Annotated in this window: 12 protein-coding genes and 1 pseudogene; 7 read left to right on the top strand and 6 right to left on the bottom strand. The window is 56.6% G+C overall.

Features of this window, described 5'->3' with window-relative positions; translation table 11 throughout:
• Window positions 1-129: 129 nt before the first annotated feature.
• Window positions 130-558 (bottom strand): MarR family winged helix-turn-helix transcriptional regulator, encoded by a 429-nt coding sequence (locus AC2FLJ_RS16010; protein WP_496699096.1) that lies wholly within the window; start codon window positions 556-558, stop codon window positions 130-132.
• Between the two features lie 446 nt (window positions 559-1,004).
• On the opposite strand from AC2FLJ_RS16010, the gene AC2FLJ_RS16005 reads away from it, so the two are divergent.
• The 6 genes from AC2FLJ_RS16005 to AC2FLJ_RS15980 are packed head-to-tail and all read left to right on the top strand — an operon-like array spanning window position 1,005 to window position 8,192.
• Window positions 1,005-2,306, top strand: coding sequence for an amidohydrolase family protein (locus tag AC2FLJ_RS16005; protein ID WP_496699098.1), 1,302 nt, complete (start codon window positions 1,005-1,007; stop codon window positions 2,304-2,306).
• Window positions 2,307-2,345: 39 nt separating this feature from the next.
• Window positions 2,346-3,329, top strand: coding sequence for a BMP family protein (locus AC2FLJ_RS16000; protein WP_496706711.1), 984 nt, complete (start codon window positions 2,346-2,348; stop codon window positions 3,327-3,329).
• Entirely contained in the window at window positions 3,298-4,704 is a 1,407-nt protein-coding gene (locus AC2FLJ_RS15995; RefSeq protein ID WP_496706709.1) for an amidase, read from the top strand. The genes AC2FLJ_RS16000 and AC2FLJ_RS15995 overlap by 32 nt, the downstream gene beginning before the upstream one ends.
• Window positions 4,701-6,221, top strand: coding sequence for an ABC transporter ATP-binding protein (locus AC2FLJ_RS15990; protein WP_496706707.1), 1,521 nt, complete (start codon window positions 4,701-4,703; stop codon window positions 6,219-6,221). Before AC2FLJ_RS15995 ends, AC2FLJ_RS15990 begins: the two co-directional genes overlap by 4 nt.
• Entirely contained in the window at window positions 6,211-7,254 is a 1,044-nt protein-coding gene (locus AC2FLJ_RS15985; protein WP_496706705.1) for an ABC transporter permease, read from the top strand. Before AC2FLJ_RS15990 ends, AC2FLJ_RS15985 begins: the two co-directional genes overlap by 11 nt.
• The gene (locus AC2FLJ_RS15980; RefSeq protein ID WP_496706703.1) at window positions 7,251-8,192 is read left to right on the top strand and encodes an ABC transporter permease; all 942 of its coding nucleotides are present in this window, start codon (window positions 7,251-7,253) and stop codon (window positions 8,190-8,192) included. Before AC2FLJ_RS15985 ends, AC2FLJ_RS15980 begins: the two co-directional genes overlap by 4 nt.
• A gap of 112 nt (window positions 8,193-8,304) precedes the next feature.
• Here AC2FLJ_RS15980 and AC2FLJ_RS15975 read toward each other — a convergent pair.
• Window positions 8,305-8,484: pseudogene (locus AC2FLJ_RS15975) on the bottom strand (IS6 family transposase); the annotation flags it as partial.
• A gap of 114 nt (window positions 8,485-8,598) precedes the next feature.
• Between AC2FLJ_RS15975 and AC2FLJ_RS15970 the strand changes: the two are divergent.
• Window positions 8,599-9,291 carry a nitroreductase family protein gene (locus AC2FLJ_RS15970; protein ID WP_282121009.1) on the top strand — a complete coding sequence of 231 codons (693 nt, stop codon included), beginning with the start codon at window positions 8,599-8,601 and terminating at the stop codon, window positions 9,289-9,291.
• Between the two features lie 117 nt (window positions 9,292-9,408).
• On the opposite strand, the gene AC2FLJ_RS15965 is transcribed toward AC2FLJ_RS15970, so the two are convergent.
• Genes AC2FLJ_RS15965 through AC2FLJ_RS15950 form a run of 4 tightly spaced genes read right to left on the bottom strand, consistent with a single transcriptional unit; the run spans window position 9,409 to window position 15,607 of the window.
• A complete protein-coding gene (locus AC2FLJ_RS15965) occupies window positions 9,409-10,767 on the bottom strand; it encodes an aminotransferase (protein WP_496706701.1) in 1,359 nt (452 codons plus the stop codon).
• Window positions 10,760-12,322, bottom strand: a complete 1,563-nt coding sequence (locus AC2FLJ_RS15960; RefSeq protein ID WP_496699111.1) for a trimethylamine methyltransferase family protein — start codon at window positions 12,320-12,322, stop codon at window positions 10,760-10,762. Before AC2FLJ_RS15960 ends, AC2FLJ_RS15965 begins: the two co-directional genes overlap by 8 nt.
• The gene (locus AC2FLJ_RS15955) at window positions 12,315-13,547 is read right to left on the bottom strand and encodes an aromatic ring-hydroxylating oxygenase subunit alpha (RefSeq protein WP_496699113.1); all 1,233 of its coding nucleotides are present in this window, start codon (window positions 13,545-13,547) and stop codon (window positions 12,315-12,317) included. The genes AC2FLJ_RS15960 and AC2FLJ_RS15955 overlap by 8 nt, the downstream gene beginning before the upstream one ends.
• Window positions 13,547-15,607 carry an oxidoreductase gene (locus tag AC2FLJ_RS15950; protein WP_496706698.1) on the bottom strand — a complete coding sequence of 687 codons (2,061 nt, stop codon included), beginning with the start codon at window positions 15,605-15,607 and terminating at the stop codon, window positions 13,547-13,549. Before AC2FLJ_RS15950 ends, AC2FLJ_RS15955 begins: the two co-directional genes overlap by 1 nt.
• Window positions 15,608-15,625: the final 18 nt, after the last annotated feature.

Below are 15,625 nucleotides of genomic sequence, written 5' to 3'. Positions count from 1 at the left end.
TATTCTAAGTCGACGGCGTTAGCCCGACCGGGAAGGCAATGCCCTTCCGCGTCACCGATTACACGGATTTCTACGCCGGTCGGCAGCCAGCTCTCCAGATGGCTTGAGTTGCGCAGATTGGCTTAGTACCTATGTCACTGACGCGGCCTTAAGCAGAGCAGTCACGCCTTGGTCCAGCGCTGCGCGGTCCTCAGCCGACATGGAATTCAGCATCCCTTGCGCGCAAGCATCGACTTGTGGCAGCAACTGTTCGAAACGCCGATGGCCTTCCGGCGTACAATGATAGACCCTTATCCGGCGATCTTCTTCGGAAATTGCTCTGGTTATCAAACCTTTATCGTCAAGCCTCTGCGCGGCCCGACTGACTTGAACCTTGTCCAGAGTGGTGCGTCGCGAGAGTTCTAGAGAGGTCAGGCTTTTGGCATTGGCAAGTAGAAAAAGCAGGCGCCATTCCTCCCGTGATAGCCCGAATTCGCGCTGGTATACTTCCGTGAGTTTTCGTGAGAACGCTTCGGAAGCCACGGCGAGACGATAGGGAAAGAAGGAATCTAGTTGCATACGAAACTATAAGACCGCTTTGTTTCACATGCAACGAAATTTGCCTGCACTGATCTTCGCCATCCTTATGCTGGTTGTTTTTCAAACTATAAGCCGAAGTTTACGAAATCGAGGTTCCCAGTGTTTTGATTCTGTTACGAGGTATTTTTCGGCTTGCAAGAAAACTGCGGATCCGCTGGATCAAGGGTCCGGATCGGCAATCTGCTGAAACGGACAGATTCCCAGCGTGAACCGACCTTTGCAAAATTTAGCAGTTCTGCAACGCAAAATCCCAAAAGCGAAAGTTGATCGTTGTGTCAGCTTCAGCTGCCAAGAAAGGTCAAGACAAGCCTTGGATATAGGCACACACCGAGACTAGCGGAAACACTGGACCCGGAAGTGCAACAAAAACTATTAGCATTCTTGCAGAATACTTTTTACCATGCGGTCAAATTTGGGGGAATTGGATGCTCGATTTAATCATCAGACAGGCCAGCCTGCCAGATGGCAGCGGGCCGGTAGATATCGCGATCAAGGCAGACCGCGTTGCGGAAATTGCGCCTGATATCAAGGCTGAGGCGCATGAGGAGATACAGGCGGCTGGGCGTTTGGTTTCCCCTCCTTTTACGGACCCGCACTTCCATATGGATGCGACCCTGAGCCTAGGGTTGCCGCGCATGAATGTCTCGGGCACGCTTTTGGAGGGTATCGCGCTTTGGGGGGAATTGAAGCCCCTGCTGACACCAGAAGCGGTGATTGAGCGGGCCATGCGCTATTGCGACCTTGCTGTGTCGCAGGGGCTGCTGGCTATCCGTTCGCATGTGGATGTTTCATCCGCCCCGTTGGTGGGCGTTGAAGCGCTCTTGGAGGTACGTAACCAGGTTGCCCCCTATATCGACCTGCAACTGGTGGCATTCCCGCAAGATGGCCTTTACCGATCAGAAAACGCAGAGAGAAACCTGATCCAGGCGCTCGATATGGGTGTCGACGTGGTGGGCGGGATCCCGCATTTTGAACGCACGATGTCGGAAGGGGCTCTATCTGTCACAAGACTGGCCGAGATAGCGGCGGACCGCGACCTGATGCTGGACCTGCACTGCGATGAAAGCGACGATCCGATGTCTCGCCACGTAGAAACGTTGGCCTTTGAGACTACGCGCCTTGGGCTTGGGGGCCGTGTAACTGCAAGCCACGTCACTGCGATGCATTCTTATGACAACTACTATGCATCGAAGCTAATCCCGCTCATCGCAGAGAGCGGTATGAACGTGGTACCCAACCCTCTGATCAATATCACGCTGCAAGGGCGTTCGGACACCTACCCGCGCCGCCGAGGTCTGACCCGCGTGCCAGAGCTGCGCGCGGCCGGTGTAAACGTTGCCTTCGGGCAGGATTGCACAATGGACCCGTGGTATTCGCTCGGGTCCGCCGACATGCTGGAAGTGGCTCATATGGGTGTGCACGCGGTACCGATGACATCCCGAGAAGCGATGGAATGGGCGTTTACTTCCATCACCCAGAATGGTGCCAAAGCCATGGGCTTGCCCGACCCGACAATCCGCGAGGGCGGCCCTGCCAGTATGGTTGTACTGCAGGCGCGTGATCCGATTGAAGCTGTTCGCATGAAACCCACCCGCCTTGCCGTAATCAAAAACGGCAAGGTGTTGGCCCGTACAGAACCCCGAATGGCCGCGCTTTCGTTGCCCGGCCGCCCCACGACCCTGGATCCTGCAGATTACGCGCCCAGGCCCAATACTCAGGAAGCTTAAGAACAAGAACAATCGCCACCAACAGAAGAGGATCTACCAATGAAACTCACCACAACCCGCCGTCAACTGATGGTCGGCGCTGCGGCCACGCTGGCCCTGCCGGCTTATGTCCGTCGCGTGAACGCACAATCTGCGACCCGAGTCGCTGGCGTACATATGTCTCCGGTCGAAAACGCGTGGAACAGTCGTATCCATGTAGCGATGCAGGAGGCCGCCGACACCGGTCTGATCGAGTATGAGTTCTCGGAAGGTGTAGCTCCGACTGACTATCCCCGCGCGATGCGCGAGTATGCCGAAGGTGGTGCTCAAATCATTTGGGGCGAATCCTACGCCGTGGAACGCGAGGCACGCGAAGTGGCGGGTGATTATCCAGACACCGCCTTCCTCATGGGCTCTTCCGGTGGGCCGGAGGGTGACAATTTCGGCGTCTTCGGCACCCGCAACCACGAGGCGGCCTATTTGGCCGGGATGCTTGCGGGCCAAATGTCAGAAAGCAACGTCTTTGGTTCGGTCGGCGGTTATCCGATCCCTGAAGTGAACCTGTTGATCAATGCCTTCCGAATGGGCGTGAATGAGGTGAACCCAAATGCCACCTTCGTCAACGGCTTTATCGGAGCATGGTTTGATCCGGCCCGCGCGCAAGAAGCTGCGATTGCCCAGATCGACGCGGGCGCAGATGTCCTGTTTGGTGAGCGCATTGGCACTGCGGATGCCGCCCAAGCGCGGGGTGTGAAGGCCATCGGTTCGCTTATCGACTATACGCCTCGCTATCCAGGCACAGTCTTTGCCAACGCGATCTGGAATTACGGTCCTACTATCGAGGCCATCGTAGCCGACGTTCAGGCCGGTAACCCAACGGGGCGCAACTACACGGAATATTCCTTCATGGCCCATGGTGGCAACGAGCTGATCTATGTCGCCGATGAAGTGCCTGCTGACGCCATCCCGGCGATGGAGGCTAAACAGGCCGCGATCCAATCCGGCGAATGGGATGTTCCGATCGACGAAAGCGAGCCCTCCTGATCCTGCGGGCTTTGACGTGACCGATGCCACGGCTCTTGCGGCCGCCATTACGTCAGGGCAGATCACTGCCGTCGACGTGATGGAGGCAAGCCTTTCTGCCTGCCACGCGCAGGCGGATTTGGGGGCCGTGGCATTTCTGGACGAAGACATGGCGCGCGCCGGGGCAAGGGCAGCAGACGCATTGCCATCTGACCAGCGCGGTCCGTTTCATGGGGTTCCGTTTTTGGTGAAAGACCTCGGAGGTTTCGCAAAAGGGCTACCTGCTGCGGCAGGATCCGCAGCAATCCGCGCACAAGCGCGAAAACCTGAAAGTGACAGTCGCCTGTTACAGGATTTGCGCCAAACTGGCTTGATCCCTTTTGGCTTGACTACAACACCCCCATTCGGCCTTTCCCTGACATGCGAACCAGATGGCATGGCTGCGACCCGAAATCCATGGAATCCCGCGCTGACACCCGGTGGTTCATCTGGCGGCGCTGCGGCTGCGGTTGCAGCCGGTATCGTTGCAATTGCTCATGCCACGGATGCAGCCGGATCCATCAGAGTACCTGCAGCGTGTTGTGGTTTGACCGGGCTCAAGCCGTCTCGTGGTGCGGTGCCCGGAGGCCCTGATTTTGCCAATCACCTGATGGGCATAGCGTCTGAGTTGATCCTGGCGCGATCGGTCCGTGACGTGAAGACCGCCCTTGATGCTGCTGTCCAACCTATGGCCCCGGTGCACTTCCCAAAACGTCCCCGTGTCGCGGTGGCATTGCCGGATCGTTGTGAACCTGATCAGCGCAAAGCTGCAGAAGGTGCTGCCGACGCGCTGCGCGACGCAGGCTGTGAAGTGCATGATGTTCGTGCCCCCGACCGGATTGGGGCTGAGGCTCATGAAATCGCCCGAACCATACTGGCTGTTTCGTTGGCTGAATGGCTGACCGCACTCAAGATCTCTGGAGACCAGGTTCCACCGCTCGCAGCCGCCATGGCTACTGAGGGTCGTGCGACACTTGCCACCGCGCTTTTTGCGGCCTCGCGACAGCTGGCGCGCCTGACAAATCGCTCCCGCAAGCTTTTCAAATCCGCCGATGCCATCCTGATGCCGGTCCTCTCCTCTGCTCCGCCCGTTGTCGGCACTTTGGATTTGTCTGGCTCAGCCCCTGATGAACACATGGCGCGGCTGGAAGCTTTTGCCCCAAACGCCGCGCTTGCCAATGTCGCGGGCTTGCCGGCCCTTGCGCTGCCTTTTGGCATGGCAAATGACCTTCCTCTCGGTGTGCAACTGATTGGTCCCACCGGCGCCGATTTCGCACTGCTAAAACTCGGTGGACTTATCGAGACCCGCGCGCCCGCACTTTCCTTTCCGTCCCCAATCGCAGGCCTACCCGCATGACCAAGGTTCTGGAGCTTCACGGCATCACCAAGCGTTTTGGAACGCTTACCGCAAATGATGATGTGACCCTGACACTGGCGGAGGGGGAAATCCTTGCGCTTCTGGGTGAAAACGGCGCAGGCAAGACGACGCTGATGAATATCCTGTTTGGCCACTACGCAGCCGACGCAGGCACTGTCAGGGTGTTCGGCGAAGAGCTGCCTCCGGGCCTTCCACGTGCAGCGATCGAGGTGGGTGTGGGAATGGTTCACCAGCACTTCACGCTTGCGGGCAACCTCACCGTTCTTGAAAACGTCATGCTTGGCTCCGAACCCTTGACGCGCGCGCGATCCGCTCGCGGTGAGGCGCGCGAAAAGCTGTTGCAGATCGCAGAGCGGTTTGGCCTGCCCGTGAACCCCGAGGCCAAGGTTCGGTCGCTTTCCGTAGGAGAACGCCAGCGTGTTGAAATTCTTAAAGCGCTCTACCGTGACGCGCGCATATTAATTCTGGATGAACCTACTGCCGTTCTGGCCCGGCCCGAGGCGATGCGCCTGTTCGAGACCCTGCGCGACATGACGAAAGAGGGTCTCTCGCTTATCTTCATCAGCCACAAACTGCATGAGGTCATGGCTGCCTCTGACCGTGTGGCAGTGCTACGCGGCGGCAAGATGGTTGCAGAACGCAAAACCTCTGAAACCAACCCCGGAGAGCTGGCGGAACTGATGGTTGGCCGCAAAGTGGAACGGCCCGTACGCCATGACCATAAGATTGGCGCGCCAGTGCTGATTGCAAAAAATGTGCGCGTGGAAGAGGACGGTGAGTTGCGTCTGGATGACGTGTCATTCACCGTCCATACTGGTGAAATCCTTGGTATTGTTGGCGTTTCAGGCAATGGTCAGGCTTCGCTCGGCGGGTTGCTTTCTGGGCTGGTTCACCCAAGCGCCGGGCAGCTGACACTTCTGGACGAAGATATCGGTCATCTGGGGCCGCGCGGCATGATCCGTGCGGGGGCTGGTAGAGTACCAGAAGACCGACACGCGGAAGGCGTAGTAGGCGAGTTGTGCCTGTGGGAAAATGCAGTGCTCGAACGGCTGCGCACACCAGAGTTTTCGCGCCGCGGCTTTGTCCGGCAAGGCGCCGCTCGCGATTACACCTCAGGGCTGATCGAACGTTTTGATATCCGTGGTGCCAGTCCCGACACGCGAACAAGGCTGTTGTCTGGCGGCAATATGCAAAAGCTTATCCTCGGTCGGGTGCTGACCAACGGACCGCGTTTTGTGCTCGCCAACCAGCCGACGCGGGGCCTTGATGAAGGGGCAATTGCCGCCGTTCATGCCGAGCTTTTGGCTGCACGGGCCGAAGGCGCAGCAATCTTGCTCATCTCTGAAGAACTGGAAGAAGCCGTGGCCCTGTCAGACCGTATACAGGCCATCGTTAAAGGGCGCTTGTCGGAGCCCATATCCGCCGACAAGGCTGACCCGCAACGTCTTGGCCTGATGATGGCGGGTGTTTGGAAGGAAAATGATGATGCGGCTTGAACGACGCACACATGTGCCACTGCATCTTGTGATCATTGCGCCGCTGGCCGCGATCTTTACTGCGTTACTTCTCGCTGCGGGTCTCATCGCAGCTGCGGGGGTAAACCCGCTCACGGCGTATGGCGAAATGCTGACCGGTGCGCTTGGCTCACGCCTTTCGATCACCGAGATGCTGACCCGCGCCACACCGCTCATTTTCACAGGGCTTGCTGCGGCAGTCGCCTTCCGCGCGCGACTTTGGAACATCGGAGGTGAGGGGCAGTTCTTTGTTGGTGCGCTGGTCACCGCTTGGATCGGGCATTCGCTCGGGGTTCCGGGATGGTTTGGTATCCCACTTTTAATGCTGGCAGGCATGGCTGCGGGCGCGGCTCTTTTGGCGGGACCTGCCTATTTACGCCTGCGTTTCGGGGTGGATGAGGTGGTGACGACCCTTCTGCTCAACTTCATCGTAATCCTTTTTGTGGGCCTCATGATTGAAGGCCCGATGCGCGATCCGTTGGCCTTTGGGTGGCCCTCTTCAGTGCCTGTAGACGGAGATTTTCGTCTGCCGGATCTGATCCCGCGCACACGTCTGCATATCGGGCTGCTTTTTGCCATCGCAGCAGCAGGCGCCGTTTGGCTGATCCTGGCGCGCACCGTTTTTGGCGCTGAAATGCGCGCCGCAGGTTTGAACGCCAGTGCCGCTGCCTTTGCCGGAATATCCCTACCCCGAACGATCATGGGCGTAGCTCTGCTTTCGGGCGCCCTGGCAGGGCTCGCCGGATCTGTCGAAGTCATGGGTGTAACGGCAGGGGTCACCACCACCATGAGCCCCGGTTTTGGCTATGCAGGCATCGTTGTCGCCATGCTCGCAGCCTTGCATCCGGCCGGCGTCGTTGCTGCCGCTGTTTTCGTTGCCACAGTCTTCGTCGGGGCCGACGCCATGAGCCGCGCGACCGGCGTTCCCAGTTTTATCGCCGATGTGATTGTAGCGCTCTGTTTGCTTACCATGATCGTGGCCCTTCTTTTCACAACCTACCGGGTGCGCCGATGAGTGATGCAATTGATCTGCTGCTGAATACCAGCCTCTGGGCTTCCGTGCTGCGTATTGCGACCCCACTCATATTCGGCGTCCTTGGCGCATTGCTCTGCGAACGTTCGGGCGTGCTCAATCTGGGAATCGAGGGGATCATGACCATGGGCGCGATGAGCGGATGGCTTGCCGTCTACATGGGCGCACCTTTGCTGGTGGGCCTGATGATTGCGGCCCTTTGCGGCGCAGTGATGGGCTTGCTGCATGCCATGCTGACGGTTCCGCTTGGGCTTTCGCAACATGTATCGGGGCTTGGTATTACGCTGTTTGCATCTGCTTTGGCCTACTACCTCTACAGGCTACTTGTCGAAGTGGGTGACTTGCCCCCAACGATAGAGCCTTTCCAACCGCTCAATGTTCCGGGGCTTTCCGATATACCTGTTCTCGGTCCGATACTGTTTTCCCAAGCCCTTCCGACTTACCTGGCGCTCTTTGCCGTGGCTGCGATGGCTTATGTTCTTGCCCGTACACCGCTGGGGCTGGCCATTCGTATGACTGGTGAAAACCCGCATGCGGTTGAGGCACAGGGGTTGAACCCCATTCGCATCCGTATCGGCGCAGTCGTTGTCGGATCGGCATTGATGGCGGTGGGCGGGGCTTTCCTGACGACAACGGCGTTTAACAGCTTTTTCCCAGGTATGGTTCAGGGGCGGGGCTGGATTTGCATCGCGCTGGTCGTCTTCGCCAGCTGGCGGCCCGGCAAGGCGCTGGTTGGCGCCGTATTATTCGCATTCTTTGATGCATACCAGCTGCGGCTGCAGACTGCGATTGAAGGCGTACCCTACCAGCTCTTCTTGATGGCGCCTTACGTGCTTTCCATCGTTGCGCTCGTCCTCGTCGCACGCAGAGCCGAAATACCTGCGGCTTTGATGGCACCCTACCGGCGCGGTGAACGTTAGCGGCATTCGTTCGCACATATTCACAGGAATTGATCAAGATAAAAGACTTCGCGCTGCAAACCTGAACGCGTGTTGTCGCGTTAATTTGCGGCGCACCAAGGAATACTGATACTCGGATTGTTAAGGCTGAGCGACGACGTGCTGGGACACAAAAGCAATTCCGAACGGCTGAATGGGTTGCCGCGAACCTCTTATAACCACCTGGAGATCGATGGCCTTGCTTCGACCGTTCCCGTTTTCGGAATGGGAAATGGCTGTTTTCAGCGCGGTTATTGAGAACCTTGTGCGGCCAGAGATGCTCACGACAACTTCGTCAAGGTGCCAGACGTCGCCTTGTTGGCCCTGTTTCCAAAACCCCGGGCGAGGTGCATAAACAGACAAACTGCATATCCAGAAGAGATCATCAATGTTTTCACGCGATAATATAAAATACGAACCCATCGATCTTCCTGACCACCTAGATTATTCGGCGGTTCAAAGCCTTGAAGAAGCCCGCGCATTCTATGCGCAAATGAAGCGGCGGCATACGGTTAGGGACTATTCAAGCAAGCCGGTTTCTCGCGAGGTGATTGAAGAGTGCATACGCACGGCGGGCACAGCGCCCTCAGGAGCAAACCATCAACCTTGGCATTTTGTGGCTATCTCGGCCCCCACCTTAAAGAAGAAGATCCGCGAAGCCGCCGAGGAGGAAGAGCGCCAGTTCTATGAAGGTGGAGCGGGTGACGAATGGCTGAAAGCGTTGGAACCAATTGGCACCAACGACAACAAACCGCATCTCGAGGAAGCCGCTTGGTTAATCGTCGTTTTTGCGCAGCGCTGGGGCCATTTCGAGGACGGAACGCGTTTCAAGAACTACTACGTACCCGAAAGCACGGGCATTGCCTGTGGTTTCCTGTTGGCCGCACTACATCATGCAGGCTTGGTCACTCTGACGCATACCCCGAATCCGATGAAGTTCCTCAATAAGATGTTTGATCGACCGGATAGCGAAAAACCTATCATGATCGTGGCTGTTGGTCATGCCGCGAAGGACGCAAAAGTACCTGCTGTGGCGAAGATCAAAAAGCCACTCGAAGAGATCCTGACGGTTGCTGACTAAGTGCTCCCGAACCGTCGACATCCCCGACCCAAAACGGACATTGAGCACTGAATTCAAAGGTAGCAGCGGCATCTCGATCAGCGAGTATTCACAACAAGAGCGCACGCTCTTCATTGGTCACCGATCCCCTCCGAGCCACCTACTTGTCGCTTCAAGCCCTTCTCGCAAGACATCGAACATTTGCTCAACTTCGCTCTCGCTAATGACAAGGGGCGGTGAAAGAACACACATGTTGATCACAGGTCGAACCAATAGCCCACGTTTCTGGCATTCGATATCGATCTGGCTACCAATTTCGTAGTCGCACCCCAGATCGCTCTGGGGATCACCGTCGACTGAGCATTGAACGCATCCCATCAACCCCATGCCACGTACATCGGTAACGATGTCAATCTGACCCAGCTGCTGTAGCTGATCCTGAAAAATCGGAGTAACCCTTCGAACGTGCTCAAGAAGCTTTTCCCGTTCAATAATTTCCATACTTTTCAGACCAGCGGCCGCGCTGACCGGGTGACCAGAATAGGTATAACCATTAGAAAAGGTTGCGTCTTTTCCTGAAACATCGGCGATCAATCTATCCGAGATAATCGCGGCGCCCATCGGTGCATACCCGGATGTCATTCCTTTGGCACAGGTAATTATGTCTGGCTGAATGCCAAAAACTGCCTCCGAAGCAAACCAATGGCCCAATCGCCCGAAAGCCGTCACTACTTCGTCGGAAATGTATAGAACATCATACTTCCTGCAGATGTTTAGGCAGCTTTCGTGATATCCTTTTGGCGGCACGATCACACCGCCAGATGCCAGAACCGGTTCGGCGATAAAAGCGGCAACATTTTCTGGGCCCAGCGTCACAATGGCGTTTTCCAGGTCCGAAACTTTCTCATTCAGAAAGCTCTCTTCGCTTTGACCAGGTGCACGGTAAAGCGGATTCACGTCCGGCAAGAAATGCGCGAGGTCATCCGCCTTGTCGAGCCAAAGCCGGTCACGCTCTTTTCCACTGATGCTCGCCGCCAGATAAGTGCTTCCGTGATAGGCTTTTTGCCGTGAAATGATTTTCTTTTTCTTGGGGCGTCCCAAGAGGTTGTTGCGGAAATGAACAAACCGGATGGCCGTATCAACCGCAGTGGAACCGCCGGTGGTAAAAAAGACATTGTTCAAATCGCCCGGCGCACGTTTGGCGATTTCGCGCGCGAACCGCGCAGCAGTCGAGTTGGAGTTGTTAAAGGGTGAGAAATAAGCAAGGTTCCGAGCTTGCTCAGCCATGGCCTCGGCCATCTCCTCTCGCCCATATCCGATCTGAGTGCACCACATGCCGCCCGGGCCGTCGATCAAGCGTGCGCCTTTTTCGTTCACCACATGGATACCGCTGGCACCTTCTATAAAAGTGCGATCGTTTTCACCCAAAGCCTCCATCCCTTCCCACGGGTGCAGGAAGTGGTCGTTATCCCATTGCTTGGCGTTAGAGTTATCCACGGCGGGCCATACTTTCTGCGCTCATCACTATTGGGAACTCTTCGCGGACCTGAGCGTCTGAGGCGCCGAAGTAGTTGGGGAAATGGCTATCGAGAATGGAATTGGCCTTGTCACGGGCGCGGTCCAGCAAATCCGTCTTGCCTTCGTTTTCCCATGTATCTGTGCGCTCACGATCCATAAGTCGCGGGTAGACGAATTCGCTGTTCATATAGCTCAGTGTGTGCGGGTTGCCGAGGAAATGACCTGGGTCGATGGCACATTGGTGGATCACATCCACCGCCATGGTTTCATCTGTTACCTCAATCCCGCGCAATGATCGTAGGATCATACCACCCGCTTCGTCATCAATAACCATGCTTTCAAAGCTGCATCCCATCAGGCTGCCGATCATACCCCCGAATTCGCACAAACGATTGGCACCGGCATGCGCGGCAAGCGTGAAGGTTAGCGCCTTTTCCAACCCGTATTGCGCGTCGGGTATTTTGGCATCGGTCATGCCTGCGCCAACGGATGTGGGAAGGCCATAGAAGTTGCCCATCTGAATGGCTGCCGCCCCGATCAGTGCCTGTTCGCCGCTGCCGCCGGTAAACGATCCGCTGCGCAGGTCTGTGATGAAGGGCCAGGCAGCAAAGCAGACCGGACAGCCCGGTGTGATGAGGTTTACAATGGCAACACAGGCCAGTGTTTCGGCTACGGTTTGAACCAGTGTTCCCGCAAGCGTCGCGGGGGCTGTGGCCCCGGCCTGAGGAGGCACTGCCAGATCGACAGTTAGCCCAAGTTTGGCGGTATCAATCAGGATTTCCATGTTCTCCTTGCCGATCCGCAAGGGGGAAACCATAGGGCAGCCGCCAAATATGACGCTTGGCTTCTTCATGAAAGCCCCATCGCCACCTTGCGCCATATCGAACATGCGAATGGCATGTGGGATGTGGCTACGGTCGCGAAAGGTCAGACAGGCAGGTTTTTGGCTACCTGCGAGCATCGCATATACGGTGTTCATGTCGTGAGCGAAATCATCGGTCACGTCGGTGGCCAAAACCGTGTCGCCCAGCATATGAATGTTATCCAAACAGTCCACCAGACGGGTGAAATCATAAACGTCGCGCAGGACCGAAGGGCGATAAGTTTTGGTCTCGGAATCGAAGGTTGTGACGGCTGTGCCAGAGTTGGCGAAATAGACACTCTCTGCCGAGCAATGCATGTCGTCTTTGCCTTCACGCTCTCCGCGGGCATAGACATAAAACTCCTTGGCAGCACCAGCCAGGATGTCTTCCATCAGCGCACGGGGAAAGCACAGCCGATTAAGGTCATTCATCACCGCGCCCTTGGGCAGCACCAGATCAAGCAGTTCCGGGAAATGGTCGGTGACGCCGGTGTTTTCCAGAACGGTCAGGGCCGCTTGGTGGATGTTCTCCATATCTGATTGGGTCAACGGCTTATAGCGTCCGCCGCTTAAGCCTCCACGCACGGCCTCGTTGCCCGTAGTCGCCTGTTGCACCTTTATGCGCGCGGCGCGCCCACCACCACCGCGACGGCGTGATTTTACCTCAGCCATTACCGGCCATCCTTTGTTCTGGTTCCGGACTGATCATTGCGAAATAGAAATCGTAAAAATCCTGGATCGCGGTTTCCATTTCGCCCAAGGGGCCCGGTTGGAAGTATTGAGAATTCACGCCGGACTGGTTGTGTCGAATGATGCGTTCGTCATCCAAAGATGTGACATGCCAAAGCCAGGTCAGGTCTTCTTTATTGTAATCTTGGCCTTCTTCGGCGTCAGCGCGAACCAGCCAGACCACCTGAATGTCGGTTTCCTGTAGGCCACGTGGAACAAAGCGGTAACCCACCATGTGATCCGAATAGATCAGGAACCAATTCAATGGACCAATATCAAAGTCAGTTGCGCCACCGTCGAAGCCTTTCAGCGCTCCAAGCAATGGCGCAAGCGCCTCGCCCGATTTGCTGCCGGTTTTGTAACCTTGGTAAAGCGGGTAGCGCCGATAGTACCCGCTGGTGAATGGGGTGGGCGCAGCCTCGCCAACAAGCGCCAATTCATCAGGCGTCAGCCCAACTTCTACAGCCTTTGCATTCAGCGGCTCGACCAAGCCAGCCATGTCTTGTGGCGATTTCAGGCTATGAGAGCGAGAGTATTCTTTGTGTGCTGGTCCGCAGTGGTAGCATTCAAGATAGTTCTCAACCGCCAGTTTCCAATTCGCTGGAACCGGAAATGACGCCGTATGCGCAATTTTCAAGTCGTCTAAACCATAGGGTTCGACGAGTGGCGAAAGTTGGCTGAGGACAGGATCAAGCGATGGCGTGTTTGCATCGGCACAGACAAAAATCAGGCCTTTGAAGACACTCACCTGAACGGGAAATAGCCCGAATTTGGATGGGTCAAAGTGTTCCCCCATGTTGTGGCCTGCACGAAGTTTTCCCGATAGCTCATATGTCCAGGCGTGATACGGGCAAACAAGAACACGGGAGTTGCCGGAGTGTTCAGTGCAGACGCGAGATCCACGATGGCGACAGACGTTCAAATGAGCGCGAACTTCGCCTTCGCGGTCGCGAACAATAATGATGCTCTCCGGGCCATAGTCGAACAGAAAATAGTCTCCGGAGTTTGGGATTTGGCTGACATGCCCTGCCCAAAGCCAGTTACGGTTCCAGACCTGGGCAATGTCATAGTTATAGATGTCTTGCGAAGTGTAGAATTCACGCGGCAGCGCGTGGCCGTACTGGTGCGAGGCCATCAAAGCATCTAACTCAAACGGTCGGCTGTTCATCACGTCTCCTCCAAATCGATTATCTCGCGGCGAAACCAATCCTTGTCTGCTTCTGCCTTTGGGCGTTCAAAATCGCGTGCCGCGCGGTGGCCTGCGAAGACTGCGTCCACGATCAACCCCGGAGACGCGGCATCGCCAATGAGTTCGAGGGTTTTCAATCCGGTCCCTTGCAGGCTGTCATAAAGAGCCGTCTCGCGGTGGCGCTCGGTGACCAGAACCGTTGAGGCGCACGGTATGTCAGTTTCGCGGCCGGTAAAGGCGCACCCAATGCGCGCGATGTCACCTTCAACCGCCGTCAGCACCTGATTGCAGCGAATGTCGATACCAAGCTCGATCAGGCGGGCCTGAATACGAGGCTGCTCCAAAGTATTGACAGCGTAAGTTGAAACTAAACTCTCTGGCGTGACAAAGACCACCTGGTATCCGGCGGTCGCCAGTTTTTCAGCGATCACCCCTGCCAGATAGATATGGTCATCATCATAGATCATCACCGGTCCATCCGGGGGCAGAATGCCTTTCATGATGTCATCAGGCGTCAACACTTTGGCGGTTTGCTCGATCTGAGGCATATGGCGCTGCGTGCTACGGCCGATGCCGTCGGTACGCCAATGGCTGCCGGTGGCCACAAAGACGTGTTCGACGCCAAGCTCTGCTACCTGATCGCCATCAAGTCTGCTGTCAGTGAACAACTGAACGTTGCCGCGCTGCTTTAAGTCATTCAGGCGATAATCGACGACGCGGGACCAAGCCGCGAGGCCGGGAAGTTTGCTTTCCATTGCAACACGTCCACCAAATTCAGCTGAGGCTTCGGCCAAGGTCACCTGATATCCTCGCCTTGCCAATTGCGTGGCGCATTCAAGACCGGCGGGGCCACCGCCAATAACCAAAGTATCCGCGTTGCTCTTTTTCGGCGCGATGATCTCGGGGTGCCAACCGCGGCGCCATTCCTCACCCATGGTCGGGTTTTGAGTGCAGCGGATCGGGATGCCCAGATTGTCGGATGAGACGCAGATATTACAGCCGATGCATTCGCGGATTTCGTCAATGCGGCCCTCTTCGATCTTTTTGGGAATGAATGGGTCCGCGATGGAAGGTCGCGCCGCTCCGATAAGGTCGACAATTCCCTTTTTGACCATCGACAGCATCATATCGGGGGACGTCAGGCGACCGACACCAACCACAGGTTTCCCGGTGATCTGTTTGACGTGCGACAGAAACGCGTTCTGATAGCCATCTTCGGGTTGAAAGCGGGTTGTGGCACTGTCATTGGACCAGTCGGCAACGTTCACATCCCATAGGTCAGGAAGATCGGCCAAAAGCTCGACCACGGCACGGCCTTCTTCTGAAGCCTGCATGCCGTCAGCGCCCACCATCTCATCAATGGCAAAACGGAGCGCCACAGCGCAGCTGTCACCTACAGCTTCGTGGGTGTCTTCCAGCAGTTCGCGTGTCAGGCGCACACGATTTTCAAGCGACCCGCCATATTCATCACTACGCTGGTTCATATGCGGCAGCATGAAATGTTGCGCCAAAGTCATGTTGTGTCCGGCATAGACGTAAATGATGTCAAATCCGGCATCTTTCGCGCGCAGGGCGGCCTCGCGGTGCCAGCGGCGGAACTCGCGAATATCAGCTTTATCCATGGCCTGCGCCTGCTTGGGATGCGTCGTATCGACAGACATCTCGGAAGGTGCAAGAACCGGAGCCCGGGTCAGCAGGTTCTGCGCATGGTTGCCATTGTGCACCAGCTGGATAGCTGCCAGCGCACCATGCGCATGTACCGCATCCGTCATCAGCCGCAACGCGGGAACATCGCGCCCGTCCCATAGCCGCCCCTCGGCGTAAGGAGACAGGTCTGAGGTTGGGTGAATCTCGGTCTCCTGATTGGAAACCACCGCCCACCCACCTTCGGCTTTCATCCCACGAACGGCGGCATCCGCCCGCGGTCGGACATGCCCCAGCCCGGTGCAATGTGGCACCTGATAAAAGCGATTTCTGGCTGTGACTGGTCCAATCTGAACCGGTTCAAAAAGCAGAGCATATGGGTTCGCGTTCGACATGTTCACGCGTTTTCCTGT

Source organism: Ruegeria sp. CDSA034, assembly GCF_059612275.1.
The sequence above is the reverse complement of the archived record's forward strand: the minus strand, read 5'-3'. Positions and strand labels throughout refer to the sequence as shown.